The organism is Pseudoalteromonas sp. 11L1 (assembly GCF_055397545.1).
Genome location: NZ_AP041141.1, coordinates 2,462,837 through 2,485,939, shown reverse-complemented (window position 1 = coordinate 2,485,939; position 23,103 = coordinate 2,462,837). Strand labels below are relative to the sequence as shown.

Annotated in this window: 21 protein-coding genes and 1 pseudogene; 7 read left to right on the top strand and 15 right to left on the bottom strand. The window is 37.8% G+C overall.

What is annotated here, in order from left to right:
* Positions 1–88: 88 nt before the first annotated feature.
* Positions 89–1,783 carry an NAD-dependent malic enzyme gene (locus ACZ5WS_RS11685; protein ID WP_010389997.1) on the bottom strand — a complete coding sequence of 565 codons (1,695 nt, stop codon included), beginning with the start codon at positions 1,781–1,783 and terminating at the stop codon, positions 89–91.
* Positions 1,784–2,137: 354 nt separating this feature from the next.
* Positions 2,138–3,916: a gamma-glutamyltransferase gene (gene ggt, locus ACZ5WS_RS11680; RefSeq protein WP_464708706.1), complete on the bottom strand. Its 1,779-nt coding sequence runs from the start codon at positions 3,914–3,916 to the stop codon at positions 2,138–2,140.
* A gap of 95 nt (positions 3,917–4,011) precedes the next feature.
* Between ggt and rrtA the strand changes: the two genes are divergently transcribed.
* Entirely contained in the window at positions 4,012–4,599 is a 588-nt protein-coding gene (gene rrtA / locus ACZ5WS_RS11675) for a rhombosortase (RefSeq protein ID WP_464708705.1), read from the top strand.
* A 43-nt stretch (positions 4,600–4,642) separates the two neighbouring features.
* On the opposite strand, the gene ACZ5WS_RS11670 is transcribed toward rrtA, so the two are convergent.
* From ACZ5WS_RS11670 to ACZ5WS_RS11640, 7 genes are all read right to left on the bottom strand, one after another.
* Entirely contained in the window at positions 4,643–7,144 is a 2,502-nt protein-coding gene (locus ACZ5WS_RS11670) for a S9 family peptidase (protein ID WP_464708704.1), read from the bottom strand.
* 105 nt (positions 7,145–7,249) lie between these two features.
* On the bottom strand, positions 7,250–8,419 hold the full coding sequence (locus tag ACZ5WS_RS11665; protein WP_464708703.1) for an endonuclease/exonuclease/phosphatase family protein: 1,170 nt from the start codon (positions 8,417–8,419) through the stop codon (positions 7,250–7,252).
* Complete coding sequence (locus ACZ5WS_RS11660; protein ID WP_464708702.1) at positions 8,419–9,348, bottom strand: YeiH family protein; 930 nt, start codon at positions 9,346–9,348, stop codon at positions 8,419–8,421. Before ACZ5WS_RS11660 ends, ACZ5WS_RS11665 begins: the two co-directional genes overlap by 1 nt.
* Before the next feature lie 4 nt (positions 9,349–9,352).
* A complete protein-coding gene (locus tag ACZ5WS_RS11655) occupies positions 9,353–9,577 on the bottom strand; it encodes a DUF2798 domain-containing protein (RefSeq protein WP_075169227.1) in 225 nt (74 codons plus the stop codon).
* A 64-nt stretch (positions 9,578–9,641) separates the two neighbouring features.
* Positions 9,642–10,784, bottom strand: a complete 1,143-nt coding sequence (locus ACZ5WS_RS11650; protein WP_464708701.1) for a 5-(carboxyamino)imidazole ribonucleotide synthase — start codon at positions 10,782–10,784, stop codon at positions 9,642–9,644.
* 2 nt (positions 10,785–10,786) lie between these two features.
* Positions 10,787–11,269, bottom strand: a complete 483-nt coding sequence (gene purE, locus ACZ5WS_RS11645) for a 5-(carboxyamino)imidazole ribonucleotide mutase (protein WP_008114610.1) — start codon at positions 11,267–11,269, stop codon at positions 10,787–10,789.
* 153 nt (positions 11,270–11,422) lie between these two features.
* Positions 11,423–13,009: an ABC-F family ATPase gene (locus tag ACZ5WS_RS11640; protein WP_138607347.1), complete on the bottom strand. Its 1,587-nt coding sequence runs from the start codon at positions 13,007–13,009 to the stop codon at positions 11,423–11,425.
* Between the two features lie 612 nt (positions 13,010–13,621).
* On the opposite strand from ACZ5WS_RS11640, the gene ACZ5WS_RS11635 reads away from it, so the two are divergent.
* A complete protein-coding gene (locus ACZ5WS_RS11635; RefSeq protein ID WP_464708700.1) occupies positions 13,622–14,830 on the top strand; it encodes a porin in 1,209 nt (402 codons plus the stop codon).
* Positions 14,831–15,215: 385 nt separating this feature from the next.
* On the top strand, positions 15,216–15,737 hold the full coding sequence (locus tag ACZ5WS_RS11630) for a TetR/AcrR family transcriptional regulator (protein ID WP_464708699.1): 522 nt from the start codon (positions 15,216–15,218) through the stop codon (positions 15,735–15,737).
* Between the two features lie 365 nt (positions 15,738–16,102).
* Here ACZ5WS_RS11630 and ACZ5WS_RS11625 read toward each other — a convergent pair.
* Positions 16,103–16,999, bottom strand: a pseudogene (locus ACZ5WS_RS11625) (alpha/beta hydrolase).
* Positions 16,996–17,505 carry a GNAT family N-acetyltransferase gene (locus ACZ5WS_RS11620; protein WP_054200947.1) on the bottom strand — a complete coding sequence of 170 codons (510 nt, stop codon included), beginning with the start codon at positions 17,503–17,505 and terminating at the stop codon, positions 16,996–16,998. The pseudogene ACZ5WS_RS11625 and the gene ACZ5WS_RS11620 overlap by 4 nt, the downstream one beginning before the upstream one ends.
* A 99-nt stretch (positions 17,506–17,604) precedes the next feature.
* On the opposite strand from ACZ5WS_RS11620, the gene ACZ5WS_RS11615 reads away from it, so the two are divergent.
* A complete protein-coding gene (locus ACZ5WS_RS11615; protein ID WP_138569662.1) occupies positions 17,605–17,808 on the top strand; it encodes a hypothetical protein in 204 nt (67 codons plus the stop codon).
* A 15-nt stretch (positions 17,809–17,823) separates the two neighbouring features.
* Here ACZ5WS_RS11615 and ACZ5WS_RS11610 read toward each other — a convergent pair whose 3' ends face one another.
* From ACZ5WS_RS11610 to ACZ5WS_RS11600, 3 genes are all read right to left on the bottom strand, one after another.
* On the bottom strand, positions 17,824–18,294 hold the full coding sequence (locus ACZ5WS_RS11610) for a GNAT family N-acetyltransferase (RefSeq protein WP_290171207.1): 471 nt from the start codon (positions 18,292–18,294) through the stop codon (positions 17,824–17,826).
* Positions 18,295–18,311: 17 nt separating this feature from the next.
* Entirely contained in the window at positions 18,312–18,506 is a 195-nt protein-coding gene (locus tag ACZ5WS_RS11605; RefSeq protein WP_054200950.1) for a CPXCG motif-containing cysteine-rich protein, read from the bottom strand.
* A gap of 92 nt (positions 18,507–18,598) precedes the next feature.
* Positions 18,599–19,198 (bottom strand): MepB family protein, encoded by a 600-nt coding sequence (locus ACZ5WS_RS11600; protein ID WP_198523182.1) that lies wholly within the window; start codon positions 19,196–19,198, stop codon positions 18,599–18,601.
* A gap of 124 nt (positions 19,199–19,322) precedes the next feature.
* Between ACZ5WS_RS11600 and msrA the strand changes: the two genes are divergently transcribed.
* Positions 19,323–19,919: a peptide-methionine (S)-S-oxide reductase MsrA gene (gene msrA / locus ACZ5WS_RS11595; protein ID WP_178956094.1), complete on the top strand. Its 597-nt coding sequence runs from the start codon at positions 19,323–19,325 to the stop codon at positions 19,917–19,919.
* Between the two features lie 101 nt (positions 19,920–20,020).
* Here msrA and ACZ5WS_RS11590 read toward each other — a convergent pair whose 3' ends face one another.
* Complete coding sequence (locus ACZ5WS_RS11590) at positions 20,021–20,185, bottom strand: hypothetical protein (RefSeq protein WP_171039595.1); 165 nt, start codon at positions 20,183–20,185, stop codon at positions 20,021–20,023.
* A 395-nt stretch (positions 20,186–20,580) separates the two neighbouring features.
* On the opposite strand from ACZ5WS_RS11590, the gene ACZ5WS_RS11585 reads away from it, so the two are divergent.
* Both ACZ5WS_RS11585 and ACZ5WS_RS11580 read left to right on the top strand, forming a co-directional pair.
* Positions 20,581–21,462, top strand: a complete 882-nt coding sequence (locus ACZ5WS_RS11585; RefSeq protein WP_010390037.1) for a LysR family transcriptional regulator — start codon at positions 20,581–20,583, stop codon at positions 21,460–21,462.
* A gap of 182 nt (positions 21,463–21,644) precedes the next feature.
* Positions 21,645–23,102: an aerolysin family beta-barrel pore-forming toxin gene (locus ACZ5WS_RS11580; RefSeq protein ID WP_464708698.1), complete on the top strand. Its 1,458-nt coding sequence runs from the start codon at positions 21,645–21,647 to the stop codon at positions 23,100–23,102.
* Position 23,103: the final 1 nt, after the last annotated feature.

Genomic DNA, 23,103 nt, shown 5'->3' with positions numbered 1-23,103 from the left:
GATTGCCTTAGTTAACACCTTATGTGGTTAATTGCAGATGAACAAGCATAAAAAAACAGGCAAAAGCCTGTTTTTTAGTAATGAAGCATTAAATGCTGCAACGCTTGTAGTTACGATACTTCGGTAACCAGTAGTTTCTGTCGATGGCTGCCCACAGAGCATCATCTGAAATCTCAAGAGCAACGCCCTCTTCAATTGCTTTTTTAGCGACGGCAAATGCAATGCGTTTACTAAGCGTTTCAATTTCTGTTAACGCAGGTAGTAAGCTACCTTTGCCCGTATTAGCTAATGGTGATGACTCTGCCAACATTTCACTCGACATAATTAGCATTGCATCGGTAATACGCGTTGCTTTAGCAGCAATTACACCTAAGCCAATACCTGGGAAAATGTAGCTGTTATTACATTGAGGAATTGGGTAAGTAACGCCGTTATAAACAACAGGCTCAAATGGACTACCTGTAGCTACAATCGCTTTACCATCAGTCCATTTAATAACATCTTCTGGGTAAGCTTCTACCTGTTTAGATGGATTACTTAACGGGAAAATAATAGGTGCTTCACAGTTTGCGTGCATAGCGCGAATAACTTGCTCAGTGAATAAGCCCGGTTGACCTGATACACCAATTAAAATATCTGGTTCTGCACAGTGCATTACATCTAATAATGACGCGTATTCGCCGCTGTAAGTCCAATCGGCTAGGCAGCTCGTTGGTTGCGCTAACATTTGTTGGAAGTCGCGTAAGCCTTCCATGCCATCAGTTAATAAACCAAAACGGTCAACCATAAATACTTGGCTGCGAGCTTGTGCTTCACTGATACCTTCGGCCACCATAGTGCTAACAATTTGTTCAGCAATACCACAGCCTGCAGATCCTGCGCCTACAAACACAACTTTTTGAGTCGAAAGTTTAGCGCCTTTAACACGACACGCTGCTAATAATGAACCCACAGTAACCGATGCAGTGCCTTGAATGTCATCATTAAAGCTACAAATCTCATTACGGTAACGCTTTAATAATGGCATAGCATTTGGTTGTGCAAAATCTTCAAATTGCAGTAACACGCTTGGCCAACGACGCTTAACCGCTTTAATGAATAAATCTAAAAACTCATCGTATTCATCTTGCGCAATACGCTTGTGACGAGCACCCATGTACATAGGGTCGTTTAACAGTTTTTCGTTATTGGTACCTACATCAAGCATAACCGGTAATGTATATGCTGGGCTAATACCACCACACGCGGTATACAAAGAAAGCTTACCAATTGGAATACCCATACCGCCAATACCTTGGTCGCCCAAGCCTAAAATACGCTCGCCATCGGTAACCACGATAACTTTAACTTTGCCTTTAGTGGCATTACGTAAAATATCGTCGATTTGGAAACGATCTTCATAGGAAATAAACAAACCACGTGCACTGCGGTAAATATCAGAAAACTTCTCACAGGCATCACCCACCGTTGGGGTGTAAATAATAGGCATCATTTCTTCAATATGATCACGCACTAAACGATAGTAAAGCGTTTCGTTATTGTCTTGAATAGCGCGTAAATAAATGTGCTTATTTAAATTGTCATTAAAACTTGAGTACTGTTGGTAACAACGCTCAACTTGTTCTTCTATCGTTTCGTAACGAGGAGGAAGTAAACCTGCAAGATTAAAGTTTTCACGTTCTTTTTGGCTAAAAGCACTTCCTTTATTCAATAATGGGGTTTCAATCAGGCCTGGGCCAGAATAAGGAATATAAAGATAATTAGGGTCGGTATTTGTAGTCATATTTCCAAGCTTTACTGAATCTTAAATAATGATCTGCCATTATCATTGTTAAAGGCTAAATTGCAATGACATTTAAGCTTGTCAGACCATTGAAAATGTTCAAATACAAGCGCTACTTTAGTATAAAGCCTCTCATATTTGGTGAATATGTTAGCTGCCGATTGTGGATTTAAAAATTAAACGCATATTAAACAAACGATTTCTTTTTTAATGGCAACAATATTGACGGCTATTTTTTAGATTTGCTAATTTTTTACGTTAGTTAACATGCTATTTTCAATCAAATAGTTATTAACTATTAAGCTGTTATATTTAAAACAGCAGGCAGCAAACCTGCTGTTTATTATACATGTTTTAAAATTTAAATGAGGCTTTATTATTACTTAAATCAGATAACGCCATCCCTTCTCTGCGCGGATCGGCGGCGCCATACAAGCGGTTGTTTTTAACTTCTACCGCATGCAGCCCTGAGTTTAAGTCAATAACACGTACATCATGGCCGCGCTTTTTAAGCTTAGGTACAAGCGCTTCAAGTTCAGTGCCTTTTTCAAGGCTAGTATAATCATTACGATTAGTTGTACGCGGTAAATTAATGGCTTGTTGTGCATTTAAATCCCAATCTAAAACGCCAATAACAACTTGCGCTACATAATCAATAATACGACTCCCACCAGGAGAGCCCACCACTAAACGTAAGCTTCCATCTTGGTTAAAAACCATCACCGGAGACATTGAGCTGCGCGGACGTTTATGTGCTTCGACCCTGTTAGCCACCAATTTGCCATTTTTACGTGGTGAAAGTGAAAAATCAGTCAGCTGATTGTTTAAAATATAACCATTCACCATCACTGTTGAGCCAAACGCCATTTCAATAGAGCTGGTCATTGAAACAGCATTGCCTTTGCTATCCACAATTGATACATGCGAGGTAGACGGCAATTCAAAAGAATCATCATTTGCATAGCTTAAGTGATCAACAGGGTTGCCTGGCAATGCTTTTTGATCTTTTTCAGTAATTAATTTTGCGCGGGTGGCAATGTAGTCTTTATTTAATAACTCTTGAGTAGGTACTTGGGTAAAGTCAGGATCGCCAATGTATTTATTACGATCGGCAAACGCAATACGTGACGCTTGGCTAAAGTAATGAATTGCCTCGGCACTATTGGCTTTAATATTTGCCATGTTTTTGTGTTCAAGCAAGCCTAAAATTTGTAGTACTGAGATACCGCCACTACTAGGCGGCGCCATCGAGCACACATTATAAACTCGGTATTTTATACAAACGGGTGCACGCTCTTTACTGCTGTAATTAGCAAGATCTTGCTCAGATAATTTACCAGGCGCAATTTTTGACTGCTGTACTGCTTTTACCATAGCTTTGGCATTATCGCCTTTATAAAACGCATCTATTCCCTTAGAAGCAATGTCTTTATATAAATTAGCTAATGGCTGATTTTTTTTAATACTGCCGACTTCAATTACTTTGCCATTAGGGAAAAAATACTCATTAATCACTGGCATACTCATTACGCCTGGGTTTAATTGTCTAACCAGTAAACCATGTAACCGAGGCGATACTTCAAACCCTTGCTCAGCAAGTTTAATCGCAGGTTTAAATAAGCTAGGCCAAGGTAAGGTACCGTACTGTTTATGGGCGCTGGCAAATGCATGTAAAATACCGGGTACGCCTACAGAGCGGCCACCTACAACCGCTTCAATCCATTTTACTGCGTTGCCGTGTTTATTTAAAAACAGGTTTTCATCGGCATTACTCGGCGCGGTTTCACGGCCATCAAAGCTGGTGAGTTTATTATTAGCTTTATTGTAATACATCATAAAGGTACCACCGCCAATACCTGATGATTGCGGCTCAACTAATGTAAGTACTAATTGGGTGGCAATAGCGGCATCAACCGCACTGCCGCCTTGCGCTAATATGGCTTTACCTGCTTGTGAAGCATACGGATTAGCGGCGGCTACCATGTACTTATCGCCAGCCACTAATTGCTTATGTACAACACCTGTGGCCGCTTCAGGTTCACGTGTTTCAATTGTGCTAGCGTTTTGTGCAAACAAAGGAAAAGACAAGGCACTTAGAGTCAGTGCGAATAAACAGTTGAGCTTAAAATTCATAATCACTTAATAAACTTAAATTGCATGGAAGATAATTGGCATCTTAAAGTTAAACAGGCACAATATGCAAAAATAAATATAAGAATGATCCCTAAATGCTTAATTTACCTCTTCAGCCGCGCTATATTTTCCCTCCCTTATGTTTAATTGTATTAAGTTCGCTCTTAGCATGGCTGGGTATGAATGACGAACTTGAATTTAATCGTCAACTGATTGAACAAGGCCAAGTGTGGCGTTTGTTTACCAGCCAGTTTGTACATGCCAATTGGGCACACTTAGGTCTGAATTGCGCTGGTATAGCGCTTATTTGGTTATTGCATGGTGAGTACACATCCCCAAGCAGATATAGTTTTAATATTGCCACATTAGCAGTTTGGAGTGGCTTAGGTGTTTTTTGGTTTTGCCCCACAATTACAATTTACACAGGGCTTAGTGCAGTTTTGCATGGCGTGATCATTTGGGGAGCCATAAAAGATATCACTGTTGGACTTAAATCAGGTTATGTGTTGTTTATTGGTGTGTGGGTAAAGCTAATCGCTGAACAAATAAATGGCCCTAGTGCTGATATAGGCGCATTGATCAACTCAACGGTGGCTGTTGATGCACATTTAATTGGCGCGATTGGCGGCGCATTGTTGGGCGTTCCTTTAATTATTAAATTCATCAGCAAAAATAAAGAATAAAAAAACGCCACATTGTGGCGTTTTTTTATTAACTTACCGCTATTTATAGTGTTTCTTTAAACAGCTTATAAATTCGACGGTATTCATCTAACCAGCTCGAAGGCTGCACAAAACCATGCGGCTCTACTGGAAAGATTGCTGTTTCAAAGTTTTCTTTCTCAAGTTCGATTAAACGCTGTACTAAACGAACTGAATCTTGAAAAAATACATTATCATCAACCATCGGAGCATTTATTAATAAATGCTTTTTAAGCCCTTCTGCATAGTAAATAGGTGAACTACGCTCATAAGCAATTGGGTCAACATCTGGGTGATTCAAAATGTTAGAAGTATAGCCTGTATTATAATGTGCCCAATCAGTCACAGGGCGAAGCGCAGCACCTGATTGAAACAAGTCTGGCGCGGTAAATAACGCCATGAAGGTCATAAATCCGCCGTATGAACCACCGTAAGTACCAACCGCTTGGGTATCAACGTTGGCATTTTCGGCCATCCATTTTACGCCATCAGCTAAATCTTGTGTTTCAGGTGTTCCCATTTGACGATAAATAGCAGTACGCCAATCTCGGCCATACCCCTTTGATGCTCGGTAATCCATATCCATCACTACGTAACCTTCATCGGCAAGTAATGAATGGAACATAAATTCGCGAAAGTAACCAGACCAACCCATGTGTGAATTTTGCAGATAACCGGCACCATGGTTAAAAATAACCGCTTTACGGTTTTTACCTGTTTCACCTTCTTGGTAATCCGCTGGGTAATAAACTTTGGCGTATATTGGCTGTTCTGTATGGCTTGAAGGTACAGCAACAATTTTAGGTGCCGTTAGTTTTTTAGCTAAAAACGCGTCAGATACCGTGTTTGTTAAACGAGTTGCGGTTGTGTTTGCTTTAGCCTCAGCCACATAAAGTTCAGTCGGCATGGTAATTTTAGAGTGTTTTAATAATAACTTAGACTGATCAGGGCTTAAGGTGTAATCCGTCATGCCGTTTAAGTCTGTTACTTGCTCGCTATCACCTGTTTGTAGATTAACGCGGTATATTTCGTAAAGGCCTGGATGCTCAATATTCGCTTTATAGTAAATAGCGCTATTGTCATCAGTAAGGGTTAAATTAGATACTTCAAATTTACCCATGGTAAGCGCAGTGGCTTTACCATCAAGTGGCTTTTTATAAAGCTGACTATAGCCCGACTCTTCTGATAAATAATACAGAGTATTGGAATCATTTAACCAACCAAAGTCGTTAAACGCATACGCAATCCATGCGTCGTCATGTAGTCGATGTTGAGAAACAAGTTTGTTATTTTCAAAATCTACAGTAGCTAACCAACGATCTTTGTTATCCCATGCTTCAAGCATAATCGCTACTTGGCTACCATCATCGTTCCAGCTGATCGGTGATTGATTCCAACCCCAATCTGAAATAACGTTTATACCACGAGGTTGTTTTTTAGATTTATAGGTTTTACCTTCACGGGCGAAGTTTTCTTTTTTAACCTCAGCAAGTACATCTTCATCAAAACCAGGTAAGGTGTTAAACCCTAATGTGGTTTGGCTTTGATCTGCAAGGTTAATATAAACAAGCTCTGAGGTTTGCTCTTTAGAATCAGCTACGCGACGACGAACTTTTTTAGGCTCTATCGTCGCATCATCAGTAATGTAATTAGGCATAATATCGCCTTCACCACGCCATGAACTTTTTTCTTGTACTACAACAATTAATGCATCACCGTTTGGAGAAAGCTCGGCTTCATCAACCGTGTTGCCATCGCCTAAATAATAATAGGTATTAGCAATTGAGCTGTTATTAGCTTTTACTTGCTCTTTACGTGCATGCTTGTCTTGTTTATTTTTGTGCTGTAGTGCAATGTAATCAATAAGCTTATGTTGCTCTTTGGCGATATAAGTTGATGGTTCTTTTACGCCTTGTGGTTTATCAGCCAGTTTTAAGTTGGCAATTTCACGAGTTAAACCTGTGGTTAAATCTACTTTAAAAAAGATATTACCCTGACGATACGCTAAGTTACCGTCGTTTAAAAATTGTGGTTTTGACTCTGTCGCAGAACTTTGCGTAATTTGTTTAATTGCGCCTGATCTTACGTTTTTGATAAATACATTACCCTCAAACACATAAGCTTGAAGTGATTTATCGTTTGAAAAAACAGCTTTACTTGAACCAACACTGTGTAATTTTTCTAGTGCCACTTGCTCTGCTGTTTGTGAGTTTACAGCTTGAGCGAATAAATCTCTTAGCTCACTACCTTGCTGCTTACGCGCGTAAATGATGGTACTTGAATCTGCACTCCAAAAAGCGCTTTGCGGTTGGCGTCCAATCCAATCAGGGTGAGCCATCGCTTGTTCAAGGGTAATTTTTGATTCGCCCAAATCTGCGGGCGTGTTTACAACACTAGCAACGGTGGTATTTGTTTGAATAGATGAGTCAGTAGAAGTTGTAGCGGTTGCTGTACAACCCGCTAACATAACACTTGATGCAACAGCGATTGCAACAAGTGTTTTAGAAGATGAGAATTTAAAAATCATAGTGCTTCTTGACGGTTATTATAATTAACCATATTTAAGCAGAAGCACCTTTATAATTGCAATTATTTAAGATAAACAACGCTGATATCGGGGTGAGTAACCCGTTTATTCAACCGTTAAATCAAGCCAGACTAATCGGTGGTCGCTTGATGCATTTCTATCTTTAATTAAACGATATAATTCGCTTTGTTTTTTCGGCCAAAAAACTCCACCATCTTTTATGGTTAAGCCATAATTTGAAGGGAGTACGTAATCAACGCGTGCTTGCCAATTAGCGGTATAGTTTTTAGCATAAGCTTGCGGGTATTGCTCTTTTGCGCCCTCACTGGTTGGAATAAAACCGGCGTTAATCAATGGGCTTTTAAGTATTTGATCTGTAGTATTAGTACGCTTTTTATCACCTTCAGGTGCGGCATTTAGATCACCTAAAATCACAAATCGCGACTTTGCTGCAAGCCCACCCTTTTTACCATTATCATCATAAAGGTAACTTTCGTTATTAACGTAATCGGCAATAAGCCTAATTTCATCATGGTTACGAATACCGTTTCTGTCTTCTTCGCCATCAAACACAGGTGGTGTTGGGTGCGACGCTAGCATATGGACTACTTTATCGTTTACTTTTACGGGTATGTCCCAAAAAGATTTAGAGCTTAAACGTAAAGTATTCCACTCTTCATCGTTATACCAATTGGTATTAGTTTTTGGGTCAACCGGCATTTGTACATTAGGTAAATCTTTGTGCTTAAAGGTTTGCAGGGTTCTGATGTTGTCAAAATCAATCGGGTAGCGAGATAAAAACGCCATTGCGTAATGGCCTTCAAAAAAACCAAAGCCCTGTGCATCACCCATTACCCCAGTTTTTTTGCCGTTATTGTCTAAGTCAAACTCAGTTGCTAAGCCGGTATTAACGGGGGCAATGTAAACGTATGGGTAATCAATTGCTGCTTGATTATTTTGCCCTACATTTAAATAATGGCTTTTAAAATACTCGATACCTTGCTCTTTTGGAATGTAGTCAAACTCATTGAGTAGTACTACATCTGGGCGGACGCGCTGGATTATTTCAGCAATATTTTTAATTTGCTGGTGGTTTGAACGCAGTGCATTTACCAGTGCATCACTTTTTACTTGTTCATTTCTAGCGGTGTAATTAGTGGCATCCATACTGACATTAAAGGTTGCTACGCGTAGCGATTCAGCCAATACAGGGCTGCTAGAAAAAACAGCAAATAACACACTACTGATTGCTGTAATACTAAGATTACGTTTCATTATATGAATCCATCTATAATTAATAATAAAATTGTGCTGCTGACTATAACCCACAAAGTAATTGCCATCAAAAATGGCTTTATACCTGCTTGCTTAAGAACCGATAGTGACAAACCACTGCCAATTAAAAACAGTGTAACCACTAATAATTGCTTAGCTGCACTATTAATAAGTTCCCATGTCGATGAAAACGACGGCATATAAGTATTTATTAATGCGGCTAATAAAAAGCCCACAATAAATAAAGGAATACTTGCCTTTTCATCAGAGCGCATGAACACTCCCGCAACCGCTGTATAAGGAATGATCCACATCGCACGGGTCAATTTTACCGTAGTGGCAATACTCAGTGCCACAGCACCATAAGTAGCCGATGCCCCTACTACGCTGCTAGTATCGTGAATGGCTAATGCGGCCCACAAACCAAATTGCTGTTGGGTTAACTCAAAATAATGCCCAATTGCGGGAAATAATAATAATCCCACGCCATTAAGTAAAAATACAATCCCTAAGGCAACAGCGACTTCGTGATCTTTAGCTTTTATAACCGGTGCCATAGCGGCAATGGCGCTGCCACCGCAAATAGCGGTACCAAATGAAATTAGCACGCCTGTATTACGATTAAGCTTAAAAACTTGGGTTAAAATCTCTCCAAACCCGATTATGGCAGTAATACTAACAATTGTTAATACTAAAGAGCTGCGTCCTACCTCAATTACTTCATTAAAATCAACAGCAAAGCCTAAGCCCACAACGGCAAGCTTAAGCATCACTTTACTGGCCTGTTGAGAAAGCTCACTAAACGGGTTGCCTAAGGTAATAGCAAATATAGCGCCTAAAACCAATGCACTTCCAGCACCTAAAAAAGGAGTCATACACAAAGCGAGTAAGAGTATAAATATTGGCTTATGCAATTTAGTGATAGTCATCACTTTAAGGCCGAATAAGTTTATTTGTCAGTTTATGTACGACGGGAGCAACAAATATAACTGTAGGAAAAGCAATGCAAAAGGCAAATAACCAGGCTTTAAGCCATATAGCTACAATATTTTCGACCATTCCTACATTAAAAATTGAAATAACAAACGACATAAAGCCTGACATGAAAAGTGCCATAAAAAAAGCGAACACAATAGTACGAAACTTTGGGTGGATCATTGAAAAGAAACCTTTAGAAGGTAAAGCGATAAATTGAATTCAACTTACCGCTTGATTTTTTAACTTATAATAGCGATTTGCTAGTAGCTAATACGCCTGGGTAATCCTGCTCTGGCAAGCATGATGTAAGTTCAGCTAGGCGGTTACCTAATTGCTGTAAACTCTCACCCGAAACATTAATATGCCCCATTTTACGACCGGGCTTAACGCCTTTACCATACCAGTGACTGGTTACATCCGCCGTTTTTAAAACATCAGCAGGAATATGTGCTTGGCCTAATACATTGATCATAGCAGTAGGTTGCTTAATTTGCGTATTACCCAAAGGTAACCCTGCAACAGCACGCATATGGTTTTCAAATTGCGAGCAGTGAGCACCTTGCTGTGTCCAGTGTCCTGAGTTATGCACTCGAGGAGCTATTTCGTTAACTAATAACGTACCCTGTACATCAAAAAACTCTATGGCCAATACACCTACATAATCAAGTTCTTGTGCTATACGTGTAAATGCCGAGGTTGCTTGGCTCTCTACTAAACTATTATCTTTACCGGCTAGTGAAAGGGTTAACACACCGTTTGTATGTTGATTTTCTGTAAGTGGATAAATTGCAACGTTACCCTCTTTGTCCCGCGCGCCAATAATAGAGACTTCACGATCAAACGGGATCATTTTCTCAGCAATAATTGAATGAGGTGCATGCTCTGTACCTGAGGCAATAAAGTCAGCCATTTCAGCCCAAATAGTGTCTATTTCATCATCAGATTTTAAACGCCATTGGCCTTTGCCGTCATACCCAGCTTGGCAGGTTTTTATAACTAACGGCTTACCTAATATTTTAGCTGCTTGTTCAAGATGCGCTTTTTCAGTAATAAGTTGGTATGGTGCACAAGCTACTTCGGTTTTATCTAACAAGGCTTTTTCAAGCGAACGGTCACCACCGGTTTTTATTGCTTGTTTACCTGGATAAAACTTATTGCTATTGCAGCAAAGCGTTAATACATCATCGGGAATATGCTCAAACTCAGCGGTAATCGCATCTGCATCATTGATAGCTTGCTCAAGTGTGGTTGCATACACTTGGTTGGTTAGCGGGTGCACAATTTTTTGGCTGCCAACATCATAAGCAATCACATTTAAATTAAGCGGTGCGCCAGCAAGGCTCATCATTCGCGCAAGCTGCCCAGCACCTAAAATTAATATAGTCATTATTACTCTGCAGGATTTGGGTTAGCTAGAATAGTGTCGGTTTGCTCTTTACGAAACGCTTCAATTTTGGCGAAAATTTCAGGATTTTGACAGCCTAATATTTGTGCAGCCAATAAACCAGCATTAGCTGCACCTGGCTCACCAATAGCCAATGTGCCTACAGCAACGCCCTTAGGCATCTGGCAAATAGACAATAATGAATCAACACCATTTAATGCTTTTGACTTAACTGGAACGCCTAAAACTGGCAATGATGTAAACGCTGCAGCCATACCCGGTAAGTGAGCCGCCCCACCTGCGCCTGCAATAATTACTTTAATGCCACGCTCGCTTGCTGAACTTGCATAATCAGCAAGTAATTGAGGAGTGCGGTGAGCAGAAACCACTTTAGTTTCATAAGCAATGCCAAATTTTTCTAGCATCAGCGCAGCGTGTTCCATGGTTGGCCAATCTGATTTAGAACCCATAATAATGCCAACAGTCATAAATACTCCTCAGTAATGTATTTTAAAAATAGCGGACTTATGTCCGGTTTTATGGCGGGTATTATATACTTAAATACCGCAGTAATGCGACCAGCAGGCAATAAAAAAGCCATGTTAAACATGGCTTTTTTTAAATGCTGAAAATACTTGCTGTTATGCTTCTTTACTCGCCAAGTATTCGCTGTAGTTTCCTCTAAAGTCGATAATTTTACCGTCTTTAATTTCCCAAATACGGGTAGCAACTGATGATACAAACTGACGGTCGTGTGACACAAACATCAAGGTACCTTCATACGCTTCAAGTGCTAAGTTAAGCGCTTCTATAGATTCCATATCCATGTGGTTAGTCGGCTCATCCATTAATAAGATATTTGGTTTATGCATCATGATTTTACCAAACAGCATACGACCTTGCTCACCACCTGAGATAACTTTTACAGATTTTTTAATATCGTTTTGTGAAAACAACATACGACCTAAGAAGCTGCGAACAACTTGCTCGTCATCGCCCTCTTGCTGCCACTGCTCCATCCACTCAAATAAGTTCATGTCTTTTTCAAACTCATCGGCATGATCTTGTGCATAATAGCCAATGTTAGCATTTTCAGACCATTTGAACTCACCGCTTTTAGGTGCTAAGCGTCCTGCTAAGGTGTTTAATAATGTTGTTTTACCCACACCATTTTCACCAATAATGGCAATACGTTCACCTACCTCAACTAAGCCTTCTAAACCTGAAAATAAAGTTTCTTCGAAGCCTTGCGATAAGCTGGTCATTTCAAGCGCGTTACGGAATAACTGCTTTTCTTGTTCAAAACGGATAAATGGCGACTGACGTGACGAAGCTTTCACTTCATCTAATTGAATTTTATCAATACGTTTTGCACGTGAAGTTGCTTGCTTTGCTTTTGAAGCATTAGCAGAAAAGCGCGATACAAACTGTTGTAGTTCAGCTATTTGGCTTTTCTTTTTGGCGTTTTCACTCAATAAACGCTCGCGAGCTTGGGTCGCTGCAAACATATATTCATCGTAGTTACCCGGGTAAATACGTAATTCACCGTAGTCAATATCGGCCATATGCGTACATACTGAGTTTAAAAAATGACGGTCATGCGAAATGATGATCATAGTACAGTCACGTTGATTTAGAACATCTTCTAACCACTTAATTGTGTAAATATCCAAGTTATTGGTAGGCTCATCAAGCAACATGATATCAGGCTCTGAAAACAATACTTGCGCTAATAGCACACGAAGTTTAAAACCTGGTGCGATTTCAGACATAGGACCGTAATGTTGTTCAGTAGCAATACCAACGCCCAGTAATAGCTCACCCGCTTTAGACTCAGCAGAATAGCCGTCCATTTCAGCAAACTCAGTTTCAAGGTCGGCTACCTTCATGCCATCCTCTTCACTCATCTCTGGTAGGCTATAAATACGATCGCGTTCTTGTTTTATATCCCAAAGTTCTTTGTGACCCATTATTACAGTGTCGATCACAGAGTATTCTTCGTAAGCGAACTGATCTTGATTTAGTTTAGCAACACGCTCATTAGGATCTGTGCTTACATTACCCGATGATGGTTCAAGTTCACCGCTTAGAATCTTCATAAACGTTGATTTACCACAGCCATTGGCGCCAATTAAACCATAGCGGTTTGATTCACCAAATTTAGCTGAGATATTTTCAAATAATGGTTTAGCACCAAATTGCATGGTGATGTTAGCTGTACTAATAATAGCGCTACCCTCCAAGGGAGACTGAAGTATTTAAATTGCGCGCAGTTTAAACCAAATCAGCGTTTTTTTCTATGAAAGTTTATAGCATACCCTAAAGTAAACAGTGGCAATTTTTTTGCTAAATAAGGATTGGAATAGCCACAGTGGTAGACCGTGTTAAAGTAAAAAAGCTATGTAAAGTTCACTATTATTCTGTAAATGCGGTAAAAAAATGTTTAATAAAAAAACAATTACAGTTATTGCTAATAAATAAAATTTAACGTGCTAAAACGCTATTTGGTCGCATTTTACTTTTATTAACATTTAATACGGCTATATTAACGTTTTTTATAGTATTAGAGTTTTAGCTCTACCTATGCCGATAGTAGCAACTATGAAAAAAACTCAACACTTTCTCTCCTGCATTTAAGCCTAATGTCTTATTCCAAAATTAAATAGCAGTTTATACGGCTACAAAATAAAAACAGTATTAACTTAAAGTGAACAAGCAGCGCATTTCGTATTAATTATCGTTGATAATTTTTCACTTTTGAGCCTTTTATTGCTTTGCTAGTCTGCACGACTTCGAATTTAGTAATTATAAAAACGTCTTTTTTAGGCAAGGCACACACAATGAAAATAAAATTAGTATCGCTCGCGATTGCAGGTGTTTTAACAACACCGAGTGTTTCAGCAATCGAAGTATTTAAGGATGAAAAAAATACAGTCGCAATTGGCGGTTATATAGATGCGCGAGTAATTAATACTCAAGGTCAAAATGAAGTGGTTAATGGTGCCTCACGAATTAATTTTGATTTTAAACGCCAACTAAAGAATGGCTGGGAAGCAATGGCTTTAGTTGAATGGGGTGTAAACCCTGTTGGCAGTAGCGATATTGTATACAACAACCGTTTTGAATCAATTCAAGATGAATTTTTGTATAATCGTTTAGGTTATGCAGGACTTAAACACGACAAATACGGCCAAATTACTATTGGTAAACAATGGGGGGCGTGGTTTGACGTAGTATATGCAACTAACTACAGCTATGTTTGGGATGGCAATGCCGCAGGTGTCTATACCTACAACAAAGACGACGGTGCTGTAAATGGCACGGGACGTGGCGATAAAACATTGCAATACCGTAATAGTTACGGTGATTTTGATTTTAGTGTGCAAACTCAGTTAAAAAATAGCGCTTTTTATACCTGTGATGTAAGTGATATTACAGAATCACAATGCCGGGCTAATTTTGAGTCAGGCGATACTGCTGCGCAACAAGTTGAATTTAACTATACATTTGGCGGTGCAGTAACCTATAACGTGACTAATAAGCTAAAACTGACCGCGGGTATTAACCGCGGCGAGTTTGAATTAACTTATGGCGATGGAACAACCCGCTCTGTTGACGATTTAATTTATGGTGCAGGTGTTATTTGGGGCAATATTGATGCGCCAGGTTTATATGTAGCCGCTAATATTAACAAAAACGAAAACCACGACACAGATAACATTGGTCGGTTAATTGAAGATGCAATTGGTATTGAAACGTTCGTGTCGTATCGTTTTGAAAACGACTTTAGACCATTTATTGCCTACAACTTGTTTAATGCCGGTGATGACTACGTGATTCAACCAAACTTTAACGCCGATCCTAACGATGTATTTAAGCGTCAATTTGCTGTTATTGGTGTGCATTACTTAATAGATGAAAACACCCAACTTTATGTAGAAGCGCGTAAAGACTTTGGTGATTTTGAAAGTAATAATAAGCAACAGCAAGCACAAATGGAACAATCGGAAGATGACGGTATTGCTTTTGGTTTTAGATACGTTCTTTAATGGCCTGTTGAGCTTTCAAGTTTAAATTTGCAAAGTTAAACTGACTAAAGCCCTGCAAAATAGCAGGGCTTTTTTATTGTTCTTGCAGAAGGTTTAACTACTTTCTCTTAAATGCTTTTTTTAACGCACGCGTCCCCTCTTTTGGCCCTAAAATAAGCCACAAAAAACACAACCCCACCTGGGACTAAAACGGCTTTTAGGATTGGGCCGAGAATAAAAATAAATAAGTGGAATAAAAAGTACATAACCAATAACACGTTTGATAAACTCCATATATCACCTTTAAATTAATTGAGCATGCTCACAAACCTAATTGAGCGCGCTCAATTTATCAAGTGCAAATTTAAACCCAACATCCAATAAAAATTGTAAAGCATTGAATACTATGAGTAAAAAAGAAAAAACACGGGATAAAGTTTTAGCTTCAGCATGGGAGCTTTTCTTATTACAAGGCTATGACCACACATCAACAAGAGAAATTGCCGTTGCAGCTAATGTGGCCGTTGGTACTGTGTTTAGCCATTTTGAAAATAAAATTGATTTGCTTATGGCCGGTATGCAGCAACAAATTAAAGTTATTATCGAGCAAGCAAAGCAATCAGATACTCAGCGCCCTCCTCGATTGAAGTTACGCCACTACGCTCACCCCCTTTACTCCTTTTATTGTGAAAACAGTGAATTTAGTAAATTACTAATTAGCGACATTATTTGGCGTGCTGATTTTTTTAAAGCACAAATGGATGAATTTAAAAAACTACTATTTAGTGAACAACCAGACTTTGATGAAATAAAAGCAAGTGTGATGATGGACTGTTATTTTATGACCCTGATCACCGGTTTAAACGACGAGATACCAAATGCAGAAGCCATGCTGAGACAACTGAGCAACAAAATTGCATTGTTGTAACGTCAATTATAAAAAGCTGGAGTTTAAGTCTGTGTATTACTGAACCATTGATGGAAAACCCAATGTTAGCTGCAATTAAAATGTCTAACTTAGAACATCTAAATAATTACATTGTTGCTTTGTTTAATTTGGTTTTCCTGTTCCTACATAACTCACTTAATAAAACGCGTAGATATAAGTTAAAAAAAACGCCAATACACGCCACCAATTTCCCCCCTCCCTGATTATATTTTTAAAAAATTCACCTATTGCTAAGACTTGTTTTAAATTAAATAAAGTATGATGTGTTCTTTAGGGGGGTGCTCCACCAGCAGTAAAGCAATAAAAATCAATGCAAATTATATTTAATTGATCACCGTCATTAATTAATCAGAAGGCGTATTAATTTGCGAGCTCAAGAACGCCGTATAATTTAACAGTGCTTTATCGACACTCAGTGCAGGGTTTTGATTATGTTCAGCATTACTATTAATTGTACTTCCCCACTTAAGCCAGTCGTTTGGATGTTTTGCTAAACTAGTAACTAAATTATTGTATGTACCTAACATTAAAGAGTGTTCTGCCCCACCGACAGTGATATATAAAAATGTCGGTTGTTTTATACAATTTATATTTGTTTTTAAAAATGCATCAAACCGCTTAGTCACTGTCATATCGTCATACTAAGCGGCTGGGCTAAATACAAAGTAACCATTGAATAACTTTGGTTTAGTATGCAGCGTGTATAAAGTAAAGCTGCCCCCAGCTGAAAATCCGGTCAAAATTCGATTTTCAGTTAATGTGTAGTTGGCCTCTAAATAAGTAAGCAACTCTTGCTCTATAAAAGCTAAAAACAAATCAGCCTTACCAAAAATTTCAGGCGAACTTTCATGTTTAGGTCGAGGATTTGTATTAACGTCCTTCCTTGCATAAGGTGGCACAAGATCACGATTTCTAGTATCAGTAAAAAACTGATTTGGTATAGCAACTAAAATAGCCTCATTTAATATACTTTCATGATTTAATGCTTTTAAGGCTTTATCCCAATTAGCTAGATTAAAATTACCATCTGTTTTTATAATAAGTGGATAAGCTTTAGTTTTATCATAATTGTTAGGTAATCTTATAAATACTTTTCGTGACTCTTTAAGCACTTTCGAATCTAGGGTTACATCAACAAACTCTGAAACATCATTTTGATAATAGCTAACCCCAGTTATTGCAAGCCCAAATACACTAGCCGTAAGCAACATATTTAAAATAATCGCTTTTTTAATTCTCATGCGCCATCCATTTTAGTTAATTGCTTATGCCATACACCGTTATTAAGTTGCTGGTTAAATACAAAGCCGAGTTTAGTGAGTAAGTTATAACAGCGTACATTTTTACCATGAATTTCTGCGTATAGATGTTCAATGTTTAAAGAGCGATGTATCTCACTGACAAAACCTTTAAGTACTTCATGCATTAAGCCTTGTTGCCAATAAAAAGGATCAAGCTCAAAGCCCAAATAAGCAGTTTTAGTTTGGTTATTAATGTTATACAAACCACAAGTACCAATTAAGTCGCCAGACATATTATGTTCAATCGCAAGCCGAACACCTTCCCCTTGATAATAACTCGATATATCATCTTGAATTAATTGCTTAACATGCTCTTTATTTAGCGGCGTTTTATAATCGTTAAACTCATAAACGAGGGGATTATTTAAAATTGTTAATAGCGCTGCGCCATGTTTGTGGGTAATTAAACGCAAGGTAACGCGGGGTAATTTTATCGTTTTAAACATGCCTATGCCAAATAAAGTAAACGCGCTTTAATTAGCACTTTATAGAACGTCATTATTAACTTACCATATCGTATTAACAAGCATTAATTAAGATAAACTATGAGCGACAATTTTAAAGTAATACAACCAACTACTACTGTTTACTGCCCAAAACGTGGTGAAGGTTGGACCCTTACCGGCATTACTAATATTGATGAGTTCACATCGGTTATGTTTGATGGCGTACGTTACACCTTACCAGCGAGAGAAATTGTGGAGGAGTTGCTGCCTAACCAATTAGCGCGTGAACAGCAAAATAGCTAACTTAGACGTAATTTATTACTTAACCATATAAACACAGTTATCTGGTAATGGGCTTGAATCTTGATTTACTGGGGTATTAGCCGCAACAATAAAACCTAGCTTTTTATAAGCGGAAACTGCTGCAAGGTTATTTTCATAAACAAACAATGAGCTATCAGTAACATTTAAGCTTAATTGCCCATGTTTACATAATGCTTTAATCAGGATGGCTGCAATACCCTCACCTCTACGCATTGGGTTTACTACTAAACGCGCCAAGTGACATTTGTTTTTCCGTTGATAATATTGCCCAAAAGCAAGTAATATGTTTTGTTGTCCAACCAATACAAAAGAAGCAGAATCATCAAGGTTTAAGTCCTCAATAAACGTCTTCTTTGTAAATGGATACCTAAAATACGGACCAGCCCATAGAGCTGTTTCATTTTGATTATTAAACCAGCCCATTAGCTCGATGATATGCGTATTATTAAGTGGTTGTAATGTCATTCGGCTGAGTAACTCCTTTAAAATGCCTCATCTTCACTGTATACATTTACATTAAGTTCATCGTTATCTTCAAATACGACAAACGAAATAGGCCTGCAACACACTTGGCAGTCTTCTATGTATTGCTCATCAATATCAGCCACATCAATTAATACTTCTATAGATTCGCCACAGTAAGGGCAACTAATTGACTTTTCGGTTAACTGGTTCATATCTTACCTACTATTCGTATGACTGTATGATCTCACTTTAGTAAATAACCCTATATAAAACAATGCTGGTAAAGTGACTTAATAATTCAAATTTAAACAGCATTAGCTAAAATTTTGTTTAACTTAATTAAATCAACTAAGCCATATTGGTCCTGCTGTAAAAAATAATCACATTGCCAACGCTGTGTGCTTTTAGCTGCGTTACTAAATACGCCTGAACCACTCAGAGCCCTACTTTCACTCCAAGGTGGAAACACCCTAAAAGCGGTTTTTCCCTTACGGTTCGTACCTGTAACTATGCCTTTTTTAACTAACAACTCAACCGGAAATATAAATAAACCACTTTGTAAATTTACTACTTGGTTGTTACTAGAGGTTAATCCATCACTTGAAACCGCCACTAATAAGTAGTCAAACTCATTGGTAAAAGGAATTGGCTTAGAATTACTACAATCCGCTGGGCGTTTCCATAGTGCTAAAAAAGCACCTGGTCTGTCTGGAGTAACTTTAGCTTTTCTGTAAATTATTCGCTTATGGTTTATAGTGAATGCATACCCATGGTACTGAGCATTTTGATTATGAGGTATTAACTCATCAGCGTTTGGAAGTTTATACTCTGAGGAAACAAAGTTGTTTTGTAGAACGACTAGCAATTCATCATGCAAATTATCAGTCGTCATTAAACTTTTCATACATAGCATCCGTTTTATATAAAGTAAGTTCAACCCCCCCCAGCCACATTGTAATGAAAGAGTTTTTAAAGTTAGCGGGTCTTACTATACAAGTATTTATTCATAACTACAGGTGATAAATTTTATGAAACACACATTAGCGCTAGCATTAACCTCTGTGGGGCTTTTGTTTAGCTCATTAACGTACGCTAAAACTGAACAAGCTATTTTAGCCGGAGGCTGTTTTTGGTGTATGGAAAGTGACTTTGAAAAACTCGAAGGTGTAACCGATGTGATCTCAGGTTTTACTGGCGGTGAAATTAAAAATCCTACTTACAATGGTAATCATCGCGGCCATTACGAAGCCGTTCTGGTTACCTACAACACTGACGTATTAAGCTATCAAGATATTTTAAACCATTACTGGGTTAACATTGATCCTTTTGACGCCAAAGGTCAGTTTTGTGATAAAGGCCCAAGCTACCGTAGCGCAATTTTTGTAGCTAATGAGCAACAACGAAAGCTAGCTCAAAAATCTAAACAAGCTGTTATTAGTGAGTTTACTAAGCAAACAGTGATAACCCCTATTCTTGATGCGAAAACCTTTTACCCGATAAAGGGCAAAGAAAGTTATCATCAAGATTACTATAAAAATAACCCTATTCGTTATAATACCTATCGCTGGCGCTGTGGCCGTGATAGCCGCCTAGAAGACATTTGGGGCGATAGAGTTACCCATTAAGTTTATTAAACCAAAAAGGCTGTAAAAAATGCAGCCTTTTTATTTATTCCCTTATCTCGCTAACTAAAAAAATTAATTTTTCAAGACGGTTAAATAGCTTTCTACAATGACGATTTCTTTTTTATAGGAAATACCATAAACGCCATTTCAAAAACAAAGCCCGCAATAATAAAAATAAATAAGCCAGTAGTACTACCATACGAATAACACGTAATAGCGGCAATAATTAATGCAGCTAAAATCAACCATTTTATAAATATATTCATCTTTAATACCTTCGGTTCTGTTGATTTATCATGGCAAATTCCATTTAGGTAATCAGATCCTATGCATCATGATTATTCACCCAAAAAGTGTGTCTAGCGTAATTACTAGCTTATTGTTTGTCTATTAAAACGTTATAGTAAAATGTTACGGATTGTTTCTACTGAGTTTTTATTTTCAAAAACGCGCTATTTGTAGAATCTCTAATTACTAATACCTCAAGTAAGTACATCCTCAATCACAATAATTTATTAAACATTCTAATACAAAGGTAAAATTTTTGTTGCCACAAAAGGGACTAATGGGTACTTTAAATAAATGATTAGTTTTATGAATCTAACCAATAATTAAGTACTAAATACGATTTTATACCTCAAATTTATACAGGAGATTTACCTTGCTTGATATAATCGCGCTTTTTATAAAAGTAAATGATTACAAAACATTTAATGAAGCGTCAGTAAAGTTAAATATTCCTTTACCCACTTTACAAAGAAAAATAAAAAAACTTGAAGAAGACTTATCTTTAGCGTTGTTTTATCGTGAAAAAGGAAGTTTGCGATTAACAGAGCCAGGAAAGAGTTTTTATAGCCATTGCTTAGCTCACGTAGAAGGTTTACAAAGTACGCTGTGCAATTTTAAGAACTCTAGTGAAAATAAAGTGAGTAAAATTAAATTAATAGCACCGCAAAACTTTATAAAGAGTGTGTACTTCTCAGGCGTTATAAATCAATTCACCCTACTTTATCCAAATATTAAGATTCATATGATGCTATCGGATGAACGCCTTGATTTAAAAGCCACCGAGTTTGATTTAGCTATTAGAATCGGAAAATTAGATAGCTCACAAAATATATGTAAAGTCATTAACCAAATGAGCTTTGTTTTAGCTTGCTCATCGAGTTTAATTGAGCAATATGGCATACCAAGTAATTTTGACGATTTAGCTAAACTCCCCCACATATCGTGCTCGCCATTCGAAAATTGGTCTTTTAAAGCAAATAAAAATGAAAAAGTAATTTTTAAACCTCAACCCAACTTTATTTCCAACGATATAGAAATGTGTGCCTTAGCTGCCATTGAAGGAAGAGGTGTTTATTATGGTCCAAAATATTGTTTATTACCGCATATAAAAGACGAAAGCTTGGTTGAAGTATTAACGCAATTCAAACCTATTAAACGAGATGTAAACCTGATATGGCCTGATAAATTAATCCCAAAAAGCACACGCTATCTAATCGATTTTTTAGAGTACTCTCTCAAGGGGGTAAAAATGTAGCTACAATAGCACTATAGTCTTAATGAATTTTTGCAATATTTAAGCAACTAATATTTTTGAAAAACCAACTTTCATTTAACACTCTATAAAAATATAGCGAGTTCTTTAGAATCAAAATCGGTCCAAAATTAGATTATTTAATTAGGGCCTAATTAAAATATGATTTTAAAGGATGTAACTTAATGAAAAAAATAATACCTCTATTGCTGTTGTCACACACAAGTTTTGTAAGTGCTAATACAACTGCAATTTATCCAGATCAACTTAAAAATGAAAGCTTAGGTGCTGGAGTTTGCTCAGCTGATAATAGATTAATTACAAAAGCTGAAGCGCAAACTTACAGAAACGACCTTGTAAACAAAATGGGTAAGTGGCAAATAACGGGATTAGCTAATGGCTGGGTTATTATGGGCTCTGGCTACGCAGGTGAAATAAAACAAGGGTCTGCTGTAAATTCTTGGTGCTACCCTAACGATCCTATTAATGAGATCCCTAAATTAAGCTCCTTAAAAGTAGCGCCTGGCAGTCAAAGCCAAATTGAATGGGACTTAGTAAACCAAAAAGAGGATTTTATAAAACCCCTTTCATATCTTGCTCACACAATGGGTTTTGCGTGGGTTGGTGGAAATCGCTCAAGCTATGTGGGTGATGACATGGAGGTATCTAAAGCGGGCTCTGGATGGAAAATACAAGGTTATAATGGGGGCAGCTGTGATGGTTATCGATGTGATGAAAAGTCAGCTATTACCGTATCTAACTTTGAATATGTGATGGATAACGAATCATATAAAATAACAGGCGATATTGTTGCTGCCGACAAAGAACTAATTAAAACGTTAACAGTCCCTGCAGTGAATGACACGTCAGCAGCTCAAATGTCAGTCGTTACCATTGAATACGATGCAGCTACTAATTGGTCTAAAACAAATGACTACAGTATTTCTGAGTCTGTTACATTATCTAATACATGGAAGTCTCCCTCTGTTACTGGCGGATCAGACACTTCATTATCGGTTACTATAGCAGCAGAGCAAGCATGGGGAACAAGTAATGGCGGCTCTGAAGCTGAGCGAGTTGTGGTACAAGCAAGAACCAATGTACCAGCATTCACAAAGCTTAATGCTAAGGTCGATTTGTTTAAATCATCAATATCGTATCCTTATTCATTCGATGCTGATATTACTTACGATCTATCAATAAATGGCTTTATGCGTTGGGGAGGCAATGCTTTATTAAGCCATCCTGAAAACAGACCTAATGACACTGCTAATTTTGTAATAGGCCGTTGGGCAGGTCAAGAAAAGAGCATTGAGTATCAATGGGAACACCGCTATATACCAGGCGAGAATAAAAAATGGGATTGGCCTTGGATGATACAACAAACAAGCTTATCAACAATGCAATACTATTTAAGTCATGTTTTAAGACCTAAAAAAACAACCCTAACAGGCCACTTTTATGCACAAAGCCAATTTGCTGGTAGCGTTTATTTTGGTGATGAAACCCCACTTGTTACTAACCAAAGAAGTAAGCGAAGTGTTTCAGCTAGTGATTACTCAAGTGCAGAAAAGTTAAAAAAAGAGTTTGAAGATGCTGGTTTTAAAAATGTAGTTGTTAATATTGAAATGATTGATTTATAAA